The sequence below is a fragment of the Enterobacter cloacae complex sp. 2021EL-01169 genome (genome assembly GCF_020733125.1).
Taxonomy (GTDB): Bacteria; Pseudomonadota; Gammaproteobacteria; order Enterobacterales; family Enterobacteriaceae; genus Enterobacter; species Enterobacter roggenkampii.
Window position 1 is genome coordinate 100,892 of the sequence record NZ_JAJFTC010000001.1, and the last position, 12,157, is coordinate 113,048.

Sequence of the window (12,157 nt, forward strand, 5' to 3'; positions counted from 1 at the left end):
GAGTTTCTCATGACGCAGATGATTTCTAAAACGCAGGCCCCGGTTAAACGCGCCGGACGCATCGATCCCATCGCCTTCTTTGAGCGCTTCGGGGTGCTGATTTTCATGATCCTGCTGCTGATCTTCTTCCAGTCGCAGAACAGTAATTTTTTCTCTGAACGCAATATTTTCAACATCCTGACCGAAGTCTCCATCTACGGGATCATGGCCGTGGGGATGACCTTCGTCATCCTGACCGCCGGGATTGACCTCTCCGTGGGCTCCATTCTGGCGGTGTGCGCCATGACCGCGGCGTACGTGATTAAGGGCGATAACTTCACCACCGTCGACCCGAACGCCTGGGGCGGCATGAGCTGGCTGATTGGGCTGGGGATTTGTCTGGCGATGGGGACGGCGATTGGCTTCCTGCACGGTCTGGGCGTGACCCGCCTGCGCCTGCCGCCGTTCATCGTGACCCTCGGCGGGATGACCATCTGGCGCGGCCTGACGCTGGTGATCAACGACGGCGCGCCGATTGCCGGTTTCGATCAGGGCTACCGCTGGTGGGGGCGCGGGGAGCTGCTCGGCATCTCCATTCCGATCTGGATCTTCGCCATCGTCGCCCTCGGCGGCTATCTGGCGCTGCATAAAACCCGCTGGGGCCGCTTCGTCTACGCCATCGGCGGCAATCCGGAGGCGGCGCGCCTGGCGGGGGTGAACGTCAAGCGCGTGCTGGTCAGCGTCTACGTGCTGATTGGCTGCCTGGCGGGGCTGGCGGGCTTCATTCTGAGCGCGCGTCTGGGGAGCGCCGAGGCGGTGGCCGGGATCTCCTTTGAGCTGCGCGTCATCGCCTCGGTGGTGATTGGCGGCACCTCGCTGATGGGCGGCTACGGGCGCATCGGCGGCACCATTATCGGTTCCATCATCATGGGGATTCTGATTAACGGCCTGGTGCTGATGAACGTCTCGGCCTACTACCAGCAAATTATCACCGGGTTAATTATCGTTCTGGCGGTGGCGTTTGATACCTACGCCAAGAGCCGTCGCGGCGCACTGTGAGGATCACGATGAAAGAGGTTCGTATTGGATTGATTGGCACCGGGTATATCGGCAAGGCGCACGCTATCGCCTATGCCCAGGCCCCGACGGTGTTCAACCTGCGGGGCAGGCTGGTGCGCGAGATGGTGGCGGAAGTCACGCCGGAGCTGGCGGCAGCGCGCGCGCAGGCGTTTGGCTTCAACCGCTCCACCGGCGACTGGCGGGCGCTGGTGGCCGACCCGGCGATTGACGTGGTGGATATTTGCTCACCCAACCACCTGCACAAAGAGATGGCGCTGGAGGCGATCCGCCACGGCAAGCACGTCTACTCGGAGAAGCCGCTGGCGCTGAACGCCCACGACGCACGCGAGATGGTCGACGCCGCGAAGCGGGCCGGGGTGAAAACGCTGGTGGGGTTCAACTACATGAAGAACCCGACGGCGCAGCTGGCGAAGGAGATTATTGCCCGCGGCGAGATTGGCGAAGTGATCCACTTCTACGGCACCCACAACGAAGACTATATGGCCGACCCGCTCTCGCCCATTCACTGGCACTGCTTCAAAGAGACCGCCGGGCTGGGGGCGCTGGGTGACCTCGCGGCGCATATCGTCAACATGGCCCAGTACCTGGTCGGGGAGATTGAGCAGGTCTGCGGCGACCTGAAGATTGTGGTCCCGGCACGTCCGGCAAAGGCCGGATCGTCAGACATGATTGCCGTCGAAAACGAGGACCAGGCCCACGCGATGGTGCGCTTCGCGGGCGGGGCGCAGGGCGTGATTGAAACCTCCCGCGTCGCCTGCGGCCGCAAGATGGGGCTGTCGTACGTCATTACCGGGACCAAAGGCGCCATCAGCTTTACCCAGGAGCGCATGGCGGAGCTGAAGCTCTATCTGCATGACGATCCGGTAAACCGTCAGGGGTTTCGCACCCTGCTCGTCGGCCCGGCACACCCGGACTACGCCGCGTTCTGCATGGGTGCAGGCCACGGGATTGGCTTTAACGATCAAAAAACGGTGGAGGTGCGCGACCTGGTGGACGGGATTGCCGCCGACGCGCCGATGTGGCCGGACTTCGAAGAGGGCTGGAAGGTGTCGCGCGTGCTGGACGCGATCGCGCTCTCGCACCGTGAAGGCCGCTGGCTGAACGTGAATGACATTGTCTGATGAGGTATCAACGTGGAAAAGCAGTTTGATGTGATATGCATGGGCCGCGTGGCGGTAGACCTCTACAGTCAGCAGATTGGTGCCCGTCTGGAGGATGTGTCGAGCTTCGCCAAATACCTCGGCGGCTCGTCCGGCAACGTGGCGTACGGCACCGCGCGCCAGGGGCTGCGCTCGTCGATGCTGGCGCGCGTCGGCGACGAGCATATGGGCCGCTTCCTGCGCGAAGAGCTCAGCCAGGTGGGCTGCGATACCAGCCATCTGATTACCGATAAAGACCGCCTCACGGCGCTGGTGCTACTCGGCATTAAAGACCGGGACACCTTTCCTCTGATTTTTTATCGCGATAACTGCGCGGATATGGCCATTACGGCCAGCGATGTGGACGAAAGCTACATTGCCTCCGCACGGTGTCTTGCCATCACCGGGACTCACCTTTCTCATCCTCAGACCCGCGAGGCGGTGCTGACGGCGCTGGGCTATGCCCGCCGTCACGGCGTGCGCACGGTGCTGGACATCGACTACCGTCCGGTGCTGTGGGGGCTGACCTCCTTAGGCGACGGTGAAACGCGTTTTATCGCCGCGGATAAGGTCACCCGCGAGCTGCAGGAGGTGCTGCACCTCTTCGACGTCATTGTCGGCACCGAGGAGGAGTTTCACATTGCGGGCGGCAGCACGGAGACCCTGCAGGCGCTGGGGCAGGTGCGTGCCGTGAGTGACGCAACGCTGGTCTGCAAGCGCGGCGCGCTCGGCTGCTCGGTGTATACCGACGCCATTCCGCCCCGGCTGGACGACGGCCTGACGGTGACCGGCGTGCGCGTGGAGGTGCTGAACGTTCTCGGCGCGGGGGACGCGTTTATGTCCGGCCTGCTGCGCGGCTACCTGAACGACGAGGGCTGGGAGCAGGCGTGCCGCTATGCTAACGCCTGCGGCGCGCTGGTGGTCTCGCGCCACGGCTGCGCCCCGGCGATGCCGAGCAAAATCGAGCTGGATGACTATCTCTCCCGCGCTGCGGATGTGCCGCGCCCGGATCTCGACCCGCGTCTGAACCATCTGCACCGGGTGACCACCCGTCGCCGCGAATGGCCGGAGCTGTGCGTGATGGCCTTCGACCACCGCAGCCAGCTTGAGGATATGGCGCTGCAGTGCGGCGCGTCGCTCAAACGTATTCCTGCCCTCAAGCAGCTGATCCTGCAGGCCAGCCGCGAGGCGGCGAGCCGGGCCGGGCTGGAGGGCAAAGCCGGCCTGCTGTGCGACGGCACCTTTGGACAGGACGCGCTGAACGCCATCACCGGCGAGGGGTGGTGGATTGGTCGCCCCATTGAGCTGCCTGGCTCGCGTCCGCTGGAGATGGAGCACGGCAACATCGGCACCCAGCTTATCAGCTGGCCGCAGGAGCACGTGGTAAAGTGCCTGGTCTTTTTCCACCCGGAAGATGCTCACGGCCTGCGCCTGGAGCAGGAGCAGAAAATCGCCGAGGTGTACCACGCCTGCTGCCAGTCCGGGCACGAGCTGCTGCTGGAGGTGATCCTGCCTGCGACCATGCCGCGCAGCGACGAGCTCTACCTGCGCGCCATCTCCCGCTTCTACAACCTCGGCATTTACCCGGACTGGTGGAAGCTGCCGCCGCTTTCCGCCGAGGGCTGGACGGCACTGAGCGAGATTATCGAACGCCGGGACCCGCACTGCCGCGGGGTGGTGATCCTCGGCCTGGATGCCCCTGCAGAACAGCTGCGCGCCGACTTCAGGGCCGCAGCGGGACAGCCGCTGGTTAAAGGCTTCGCCGTAGGGCGCACGCTGTTCGGCGATGCCTCCCGCGCGTGGCTGAAACACGATATTGACGATGCGCAGCTGGTGGCGCGCATCCGGGACAACTACCTGCAGCTTATCGCCTGGTGGCGCGAGCGCGGACACGCATAATGGAGACGACAATGAGTGTACAACTGGGCATTAACCCGCTGACGTGGACGAACGACGATCTGCCTTCTCTGGGCGCAGAGACGCCGCTGGAGACCTGCCTGAGCGAAGGTAAAGAGGCCGGTTTTGCAGGGTTCGAACTGGGCAATAAATTCCCGCGCGAAGCGCGGCTGCTTGGCCCCATTCTGCAGCGCCATGATTTGCAGCTGGTCTCCGGCTGGTACTCCGGCCGACTGCTGGAGCGCAGCGTGGAGGCGGAGATCGCCGCCGTGCAGTCCCACCTGACGCTGCTGCGCGAGCTGGGGGCGAAGGTGCTGGTGTTTGCGGAAGTGAGCGGCTGCATTCACGGCGAGCAGCAGACGCCGGTGCATCTGCGTCCGCGTTTCCCACAGGCACGCTGGAGGGAGTATGGCGAGAAGCTCACGGAATTTGCCCGCTACACCCAGCAGCAGGGGGTGCAGATTGCCTATCACCACCATATGGGGACGGTGATTGAGTCCGCTGACGACGTGGACAACCTGATGACCCATACCGGCGAAGAGGTTGGACTGCTGCTGGACACCGGTCACCTGACCTTTGCCGGGGCCGATCCGCTGGCGGTGGCGCAGCGCTGGGCGTCGCGCATCAACCACGTTCACTGCAAAGACGTGCGCGCCGACGTGCTGGCGGACGTGAAAAACCGTAAAACCAGCTTCCTTGATGCGGTACTGAGCGGCGTGTTTACGGTGCCGGGCGACGGCTGCGTGGATTATCCGCCGATCATGCAGCTGCTGAAGGCGCAGGACTATCACGGCTGGCTGGTGGTGGAGGCGGAGCAGGACCCGGCGGTTGCCCATCCGCTGACCTACGCCCGTCTGGGGTATAACAACCTGAGCCGTCTGGCGCGCGACGCCGGACTGATTTGAGGAGGTGACATGTCACGTCTGTTATCACGCTGGCAACAGCCGAACGCGGAGGGGCGGACCCAGTCCGTCACGCCGGAACGCGCAGGGTGGGGATACGTCGGCTTTGAGGCGTATGAGCTGCAGGAGGGGCAGACGCTGACGCTGCCCGCCGTTCGCGAAGAGCGCTGTCTGGTGCTGGTCGCCGGGCGCGCCTCCATCAGCACGCCTTCCGCGCAGTTTAACGACATCGGCGAGCGGATGAGCCCGTTCGAGCGCATCAAGCCGTGGGCGGTGTACGTTACCCCGCAGGAGACGGTGCAGGTGAAGGCGCTGACGAGGCTCGAGCTGGCGGTCTGCGCCGCCCCCGGCAAGGGCACGTATCCGACGCGGCTGATTGCGCCGCAGGATATCGACGCTGAAGCGCGCGGCAAGGGCCATAACCAGCGCTACGTGCACAACATTCTGCCGGAAGATAAGCCCGCCGACAGCCTGCTGGTGGTGGAAGTCTGGACTAACGAGGGCTGCACCAGCTCGTACCCGAGCCACAAGCACGACACGGATAACCCGCCCCGGGAGACTTACCTGGAGGAGACCTACTACCATCGCCTCAACCCGGAGCAGGGGTTCTGTATGCAGCGGGTTTACACCGACGACAGAGCGCTGGATGAGTGCATGGCGGTCTACAACCGTGACGTGGTCATGGTGCCGAAGGGCTACCACCCGGTGGCGACGATGGCCGGGTATGACAGCTATTATCTCAACGTGATGGCCGGGCCGGTGCGCAAATGGATGTTCACGTGGGAAGAGGACCACGCGTGGATTAATCGGGATTATCCCGCGGATGGCGGGCACTGAGGCTGTTTTTTTGCCGGGTGGCGCTGCGCTTACCCGGCCTACAATTCGCAAAAAATTACTTTGCTTCAATCGCCTGCTCAATCGTCCGGGCGATAGCCTCCGGCTGGCTCACCATCGACACGTGGCTCGCGGAGACCTCGGTGGTTTTCGCATGGATCGTCTTCGCCATCGCACGTTCAAGATCGGGGTTGATCATTCGGTCATTTTTGCTGACCACAAACCAGCTCGGCTTAACATGCCACGCCGCGTGGGTCACCTTTTCACCAAACGCATCGGCCTTAATTGGCCCCTGCGTGGCCGCGATTGCAGTTTGTTCCTCGGGCTTCACGTCCGGCGCGAAATCCTTCCTGACGGCGTCCGTTGGCAGATATAAATAGCCGCCCGCCGTTTTGGCGATGCCTGTGCTGCCCGGCGGCGGAGGGTAGCTTCCCGCGAGGTCCGCCGTCGACTGGCCGGCATCCGGCGCGAACGCCGCCACATACACCAGCGATTTCACCCGCGCATCGTTGCCCGCTTCGCTAATCACGGTGCCGCCCCAGGAGTGACCCACCAGCACGACATCCCCCTGGGCGCGGGCGATGGCCCGCTTTGTGGCCGCAACGTCATCGTTAAGCGACGTAAGCGGCAGCTGGACGGCAATGACCTCTGCGTGCTGTTTCTGCAACAGGGTAATCACCTTATTCCAGCTGCTGCCGTCGGCAAACGCGCCGTGCACCAGCACGACGCTGGTTTTGCTCTGCGCAAAGGCACTGGCGGAAAGCGCCAGCAGGCCTGCCGTCAGTACAGTCAGTGCTTTCATCTTCAGACTCCTTAAAAATGGTGGACCGCCGCGTGGGGCGGAACGGTGAATTCAATGGTTTTGTGGTCGAGCGGCTTGTGCGTCGGGTCGGCCAGAATAATCGTCACCTTGTGTTTACCGGCGGGGAGTCCCACCAGAATCACCGGCTCTCCGCTGGCGTCAGCCCAGTGCCACGGCGCGCCGTCCACCACCACGTGAATGTGCCCGATGCGCGGGGTGACCTTGAGCGCTTCAGGTCCGAATACCGGCTCGATGCGCAGGTTTTCGGCACGGTACTGGATAAACACCGCGCCTTTACTCAGCGGCCCGGCAAGCGGCGGATCGACGATCAGTTTTGCCGGCGGTTGCGGCTGCGCCAGCGGGGCAACGGCGGCGGGGCCGTTAACGTCCGCGGCGCTCAGGTTGTCCAGCGGCGTGGCCTGGGCATGTGTTACAGAGGTCAGGACGAGCAGGGGTAAAATTGCGTAACGACGAATCATGGTTCTCTCCTCATCGGTTCTGAATGACGACAGGGAAAGAAAACCATTTTTATGTATCGGAGATATTTGCCGGAGGGGGCGTTTTGTACCCGTTTGTCAGCGCGTCGCGCGGGATACAGTGCGATACAGTTTGCCTCCCGGGACGGCGCACGATCGCTATCGCCAGCCCGGCAATCACCAGCGTTAACCCCGTCGACACTCCCATTGCACCCGCGATCCCCAGCGTTTTGTTCAGCCACGCATAGGCAAACGGTGCGGCTGCGGCCATCAGCTGGCCTGGGATAAGCAGCATGCCCGTGCGGCGGGCATAGCTTTCCGCGCTAAACAGCTCCAGTGGCAGCGTAGCTTTTACTATGGTGACCAGCCCGTTGATGGCGCCGTAGCCCAGCACAAACCCGGCCGCGCACCAGACAAACAGGACGCTGCTTATTCCCACAAGAAAACACAGCGGCATGGCAAGAGCGGTAAAGAGCGTAAGTTTGAAGGGGGTTAAGCGGCCACCTGCCAGCACCTCCAGCGAGCGCGCGCCCGTCTGGCCGATCCCCCACAGCATGCCGATGGCGACCGGCAGGCCAAAGTGGGCAATAAACTCCGGCAGATGGGTGGAGGTGCCGTTAGAGACAAAGGTGATAAGGGCGATGAAGGCCGCATAAAGCCAGGCGTTACGCCGCTCGTTGCGCAGGGGCGGCGCGATGGCCTTCGTGTTTTCCGTCAGCCGCTGCCGGGGAAGCGTGCGGATCAGCACTGCGCTCAGCAGGCCAAGCAGGGCATAAATGCGTAACGCGTCCTGCCAGATCATGATGTGAAGCAGGCCATCGCCCAGCGGCCAGAAGACGGCGGAGGCCAGCCCGCCCGCCAGCGTGACGCGTGAGATCGTTCTTCGCGCCTGCTGCCCGTAGAGGTTGACCAGCGCGGCGAACAGCGCATCGTACAGCGACAGGCGCATCCCAGTGCCGGCGACAATCCAGGCGCCGTACCAGCCATAAAGCGTCCGTGTATACGCCATTTCTGCACAGCTTGCGGCGATCAGCAGCGTTCCAACCATCACCACTTTTTGACCGCCAAAGCGTGCCAGCAGGCGGGCGACAAAAGGAGATACCGCCGCCATCACCAGCATCGCCAGCGTCAGGCCGAGGTAAATCTGCGGTGACGACCATCCCTGGTCGGCTGAAATGGCCCGCGCAAAGGTGCCGGGCATATAAAACGAAATCCCCCAGTTGATGAGTTGATTACACCCGGCGGTGAGGGCGAGGCGACGAGGAAGGGCAGAGGTTTCCATGAGTTTTCATTCCGTTATGCAGTTGTCCTGAGCATAACGGGCGCGGTATTGTGCTGGCAGGGCTGCAACCTTATGCGCGGTATAAGAGAAACTTTGAATGACGACGCTTAATCTGGGCTATCTCGCCACCTTCCGCCTGGTTCACCAACGCGGCAGCTTTTCAGCGGCAGCGGACGTTCTGGGCCTCTCCCAGCCCGCCGTCAGCTTGCAAATACGCCAGCTGGAGCAGTTTCTGCAAACGCGGCTGGTGGAGCGTACCGGGCGAGGGATTAAGGCGACGGCTGCCGGAGAAACCTTGCTGGCGCACGGGGAGCGTATTCAGCAGGTGGTGGATGACGCCATCCGGGCCGTGAATGCGTTTAGCCACGACGTGAGCGGCACCATTACCCTTGGCACGGGGGCGACGGCCTGCATTCATCTTCTGCCGCCGCTGCTGGAGCAGCTACGCCGCGACTATCCGCTCCTGAGCGTGGGAGTCACGACGGGCAACACCCTCGACATCGTCAGGGCCATTGAAGAGAACCGTCTCGATATGGGGCTGGTGACCCTGCCGGTCAGCGGCAGAGCGCTGGACGTCATGCCGGTAATGGACGAAGAGTTTGTCTTTATCGCCTCAAGGGAGCAGCAGGACGCTTTCAGGGAGTTAACCCCGGAGGCGCTCCATGCCCAGCCGCTGATCGCCTTTGAGACAGGCAGCGGGACCCGGGCGCTGATCGATGGCTGGTTTGCCGCCCATGGGGTAGCGATGGCACCGGTGATGCAGCTTGGCAGCATCGAGGCGATCAAACGCATGGTTCGCGCGGGGCTGGGCTACAGCATCGTGCCGCGAATGGCGGTAGAACAGGATGCCGATCGCGATGGGCTATGCGTGATGTCGCTGACGCCCATGCTGCAGCGGCAGCTGGCGGTGGTGATGCGGCAGGATAAAATCCTCAGCAAAGGGATCGCGGCCCTTATTCGGCTCGTACAACATCCTTCGGGGGGTTAGCGGTCAGCGGTGTCGACGGTCAGGCTGGATTGCTGTGACTGGGTTTTGTCCTGATGGTGGTACCAGGCGCCAATCGAAGAGTAAACGAAGCGGCCAAAGAAAAACAGGAAACTGATAAGCAGTATGATGCGGGTCATTCGGGTGTTAAATCGATGTCGTTTGCGCATACGCGTGACCTGACTCACTCTGTTTTTCCTGGATAAGCCCTCCCGGGCGATAAGGATATTAAGGCACAGCGGGAAGATGGGGTCAATTCTGTGATGTGTAAATAACCGTCAACGTTTGCATTAACTATTGTTATTGAAATTAATAATTGCATTTACCATATTGATAATATGAAGAAAATTATTTCACAAAATTCTTCTGCAAGGCTTATTTGCGTGAAATAGTTTGATTTAAGTCAACGGATTCCCGGCTCTGATATTTAAAATCCCTCCTCCACACTGTTCACTCTGCACGTCGCGGGGTGGCGCCAGGTCAGGTTGGATGCCTGTCTTTATCTTCCCTCTGGAGAAAAAGGGGTTTAACCGGGCATCTATGAAGATTTTCGCTTTTCTGAAAAACAATAAATACCGTTGGTGGGCATTGCCGCTACTATTACCGGTGGTTTTGCTTCCCGTGCTGAGCGTGGCAAATACGTTCACGCAGCTGGGGGACGGTATCGCGGCGCTTTATTATTTACCGCTCTCCTTTTTGCTCTCGCTAATGATGTTCTTTGGCCTGGAAGCCCTTCCAGGGATCGTGTTGTCGCTGTTTATCCGCTATTACCCGTCGGTCGGGATGTTCGAAACGGTTGCCGGGGTGCTCCATTTTATTGTCCCTTTAGTCCTCAGCTGGGGCGGCTACCGGGTGTTTGCGCCCAGACGCAATATGACGGCGTACGGCGACATCCGGCTGATGGCGCAGCGCATCTTCTGGCAGGTCATCTGCCCCGCGACGCTGTTTCTGGTGCTGTTTCAGTTTGCGGTGTATCTGGGCGTGTATGAGAGTCGCCAGAGCCTCGCGGGGTTGAACCCTCTTAACATTCGTACGCTCATTAACTACCAGGCGCTGCTGGTCAGCGGGCTGACGGGCGTGCCGTTGAGCTATCTGCTGATCCGCCTGATCCGTCATCCGCGCTATATCAAAAGTCTTCTCTCGCAGATCCGTTTCCAGATAGATAAAAAGGTGACGGCCGCGGAGTTTTTGCTGTGGGCGATTGCGCTTGGCGGGCTGCTGTCGCTGCTGCTGCTCCCGATAAATGAAAACAGCTCCATCTTCACCACTAACTATACCCTGTCGCTGCTGATGCCGGTGATGCTCTGGGGCGCGATGCGTTTTGGCTATAAGCTGATTTCGCTGATCTGGACCCCGATACTGCTGGTGTCCATTCACTATTTTTACCGCTATATCCCAGTGAACGCGGGGTACGATATTCAGCTGGCGATCACCTCTTCCAGTTACCTGGTCTTTTCGTTTGTGGTGATTTATATGTCGATGCTGGCGACCCGCCAGCGCGCGGTGAACAAACACGCCCGCAGGCTGGCACTGCTCGATCCGGTTGTCCATATGCCTAACCTGCGGGCGCTGTCGCGCGATCTGGCGAAGAATCCGTGGTCGGCGCTCTGCCTGCTGCGCATTCCGGAGCTGGAAATTTTGGGCCGAAATTACGGCGTGCAGCTGCGTATTCAGTACAAACAGCAGCTGGCGCAGTGGGTTAACGGTACGCTCCAGCCCAATGAGCAGGTGTATCACCTCACCGGATATGACATGGCGGTGCGGCTCAACGCGGAATCGCACCAGCAGCGGATTGACGCCCTGGACGAGCATATCAAGCAGTTCCGCTTTGTCTGGGACGGCATGCCGCTGCAGCCGCAGGTTGGCGTAAGCTACTGCTATGTCCGGTCCCCGGTTAACCATCTTTATCTGGTGCTGGGGGAGTTGGCGGTGGTGGCCGATCTGTCACTCTCCTCTAATCACCCGGAAAATCTTCAGCAGCGCGGTGCCGTCCATTTGCAGCGCAGCCTGAAGGATAAAGTCGCGATGATGAGCCGCCTGCAGAAGGCGCTCGACAACGACGAATTCATCCTGCTGGTTCAACCCGTTCGCGGCCTGCGTGGCGATTGCTATCACGAAGTCCTGCTGCGGATGCCGGATACCAATGGGATACTGATCTCCCCCGATCAGTTCCTGCCTGTCGCGCAGGAGTTTGGTTTGTCCTCCCGGGTGGATCTGTGGGTGCTTGAGCATACGCTGCGCTTCCTGGCCGCGCATCGGGAAAGACTGCCCGGCCAGCGCTTTGCTATTAACCTGGCGCCTTCAACAGTGTGTCGGGTGCAGTTCCCGCTTGAGGTGAGCCGCGTGCTGGCGAAATACGCTATTGAGCCGTGGCAGCTGATCTTTGAAGTGACGGAGTGCAGCAACTTCTGCAACGCGGAGCAGGCGCTGCATATCCTCAGTCAGCTGCAGAAAATGGGGGTACGCATTGCGATTGATGATTTTGGTACCGGCTATGCAAGCTACGCGCGGCTAAAAAGCGTGGACGCGGATATTCTTAAAATCGACGGCGACTTCATCCGCAATATCGTCAACAACAGCCTGGATTATCAGATTGTGGCGTCTATCTGCCATCTGGCGCGCATGAAGAAGATGCTGGTGGTGGCGGAATATGTCGAGACCGAAGAGATACGTAGCGCGGTTCACGCGCTAGGTATTGATTATGTGCAGGGCTATCTGATTGGCAGACCGGCACCGCTTGAGTCACTGCTGGAAACAGAGGCGTCCTGCGCGGACGCCTGAA

Annotated in this window: 11 protein-coding genes; 7 read left to right on the forward strand and 4 right to left on the reverse strand. The window is 61.0% G+C overall.

All coding sequences use genetic code 11. The annotated features are described in order from the left end of the window. Nucleotides 1–9 precede the first annotated feature (9 nt). The 5 genes from LLF79_RS00465 to iolB are packed head-to-tail and all read left to right on the forward strand — an operon-like array spanning nucleotide 10 to nucleotide 5,833. Complete coding sequence (locus LLF79_RS00465; RefSeq protein ID WP_008502116.1) at nucleotides 10–1,038, forward strand: ABC transporter permease; 1,029 nt, start codon at nucleotides 10–12, stop codon at nucleotides 1,036–1,038. Nucleotides 1,039–1,046: 8 nt separating this feature from the next. Further along, nucleotides 1,047–2,180, forward strand: coding sequence for a Gfo/Idh/MocA family protein (locus LLF79_RS00470; protein WP_025912799.1), 1,134 nt, complete (start codon nucleotides 1,047–1,049; stop codon nucleotides 2,178–2,180). A gap of 12 nt (nucleotides 2,181–2,192) precedes the next feature. After that, nucleotides 2,193–4,097: a 5-dehydro-2-deoxygluconokinase gene (gene iolC / locus LLF79_RS00475; RefSeq protein ID WP_206804419.1), complete on the forward strand. Its 1,905-nt coding sequence runs from the start codon at nucleotides 2,193–2,195 to the stop codon at nucleotides 4,095–4,097. 11 nt (nucleotides 4,098–4,108) lie between these two features. Next, nucleotides 4,109–4,999, forward strand: a complete 891-nt coding sequence (gene iolE, locus LLF79_RS00480) for a myo-inosose-2 dehydratase (RefSeq protein ID WP_206804417.1) — start codon at nucleotides 4,109–4,111, stop codon at nucleotides 4,997–4,999. Nucleotides 5,000–5,008: 9 nt separating this feature from the next. Beyond that, nucleotides 5,009–5,833 (forward strand): 5-deoxy-glucuronate isomerase, encoded by an 825-nt coding sequence (iolB, locus tag LLF79_RS00485; RefSeq protein WP_008502112.1) that lies wholly within the window; start codon nucleotides 5,009–5,011, stop codon nucleotides 5,831–5,833. 55 nt (nucleotides 5,834–5,888) lie between these two features. On the opposite strand, the gene LLF79_RS00490 is transcribed toward iolB, so the two are convergent. Genes LLF79_RS00490 through LLF79_RS00500 form a run of 3 tightly spaced genes read right to left on the reverse strand, consistent with a single transcriptional unit; the run spans nucleotide 5,889 to nucleotide 8,390 of the window. Beyond that, a complete protein-coding gene (locus LLF79_RS00490) occupies nucleotides 5,889–6,632 on the reverse strand; it encodes an alpha/beta fold hydrolase (RefSeq protein ID WP_227878985.1) in 744 nt (247 codons plus the stop codon). Between the two features lie 11 nt (nucleotides 6,633–6,643). Next, nucleotides 6,644–7,111, reverse strand: a complete 468-nt coding sequence (locus LLF79_RS00495; RefSeq protein WP_227878986.1) for a DUF6130 family protein — start codon at nucleotides 7,109–7,111, stop codon at nucleotides 6,644–6,646. A 49-nt stretch (nucleotides 7,112–7,160) separates the two neighbouring features. Further along, the gene (locus LLF79_RS00500) at nucleotides 7,161–8,390 is read right to left on the reverse strand and encodes an MFS transporter (RefSeq protein ID WP_227878987.1); all 1,230 of its coding nucleotides are present in this window, start codon (nucleotides 8,388–8,390) and stop codon (nucleotides 7,161–7,163) included. Between the two features lie 97 nt (nucleotides 8,391–8,487). Between LLF79_RS00500 and LLF79_RS00505 the strand changes: the two genes are divergently transcribed. Further along, a complete protein-coding gene (locus LLF79_RS00505) occupies nucleotides 8,488–9,378 on the forward strand; it encodes a LysR family transcriptional regulator (RefSeq protein ID WP_227878988.1) in 891 nt (296 codons plus the stop codon). Here LLF79_RS00505 and LLF79_RS00510 read toward each other — a convergent pair. After that, nucleotides 9,375–9,563 (reverse strand): YfgG family protein, encoded by a 189-nt coding sequence (locus tag LLF79_RS00510; protein WP_021241815.1) that lies wholly within the window; start codon nucleotides 9,561–9,563, stop codon nucleotides 9,375–9,377. The two genes, LLF79_RS00505 and LLF79_RS00510, sit on opposite strands and share 4 nt — an antisense overlap. Nucleotides 9,564–9,915: 352 nt before the next feature. On the opposite strand from LLF79_RS00510, the gene LLF79_RS00515 reads away from it, so the two are divergent. Next, the gene (locus LLF79_RS00515) at nucleotides 9,916–12,156 is read left to right on the forward strand and encodes an EAL domain-containing protein (protein ID WP_032652955.1); all 2,241 of its coding nucleotides are present in this window, start codon (nucleotides 9,916–9,918) and stop codon (nucleotides 12,154–12,156) included. Nucleotide 12,157: the final 1 nt, after the last annotated feature.

What these genes read in the sequence shown, in the direction of transcription:
- LLF79_RS00495 (WP_227878986.1), bottom strand. Translation starts at nt 7,111, where the DNA reads ATGATTCGTCGTTACGCAATTTTACCCCTGCTCGTCCTGACCTCTGTA.
- LLF79_RS00500 (WP_227878987.1), bottom strand. Translation starts at nt 8,390, where the DNA reads ATGGAAACCTCTGCCCTTCCTCGTCGCCTCGCCCTCACCGCCGGGTGT.
- LLF79_RS00490 (WP_227878985.1), bottom strand. Translation starts at nt 6,632, where the DNA reads ATGAAAGCACTGACTGTACTGACGGCAGGCCTGCTGGCGCTTTCCGCC.
- LLF79_RS00505 (WP_227878988.1), top strand. Translation starts at nt 8,488, where the DNA reads ATGACGACGCTTAATCTGGGCTATCTCGCCACCTTCCGCCTGGTTCAC.
- iolE (WP_206804417.1), top strand. Translation starts at nt 4,109, where the DNA reads ATGAGTGTACAACTGGGCATTAACCCGCTGACGTGGACGAACGACGAT.
- LLF79_RS00470 (WP_025912799.1), top strand. Translation starts at nt 1,047, where the DNA reads ATGAAAGAGGTTCGTATTGGATTGATTGGCACCGGGTATATCGGCAAG.
- LLF79_RS00465 (WP_008502116.1), top strand. Translation starts at nt 10, where the DNA reads ATGACGCAGATGATTTCTAAAACGCAGGCCCCGGTTAAACGCGCCGGA.
- iolB (WP_008502112.1), top strand. Translation starts at nt 5,009, where the DNA reads ATGTCACGTCTGTTATCACGCTGGCAACAGCCGAACGCGGAGGGGCGG.
- LLF79_RS00515 (WP_032652955.1), top strand. Translation starts at nt 9,916, where the DNA reads ATGAAGATTTTCGCTTTTCTGAAAAACAATAAATACCGTTGGTGGGCA.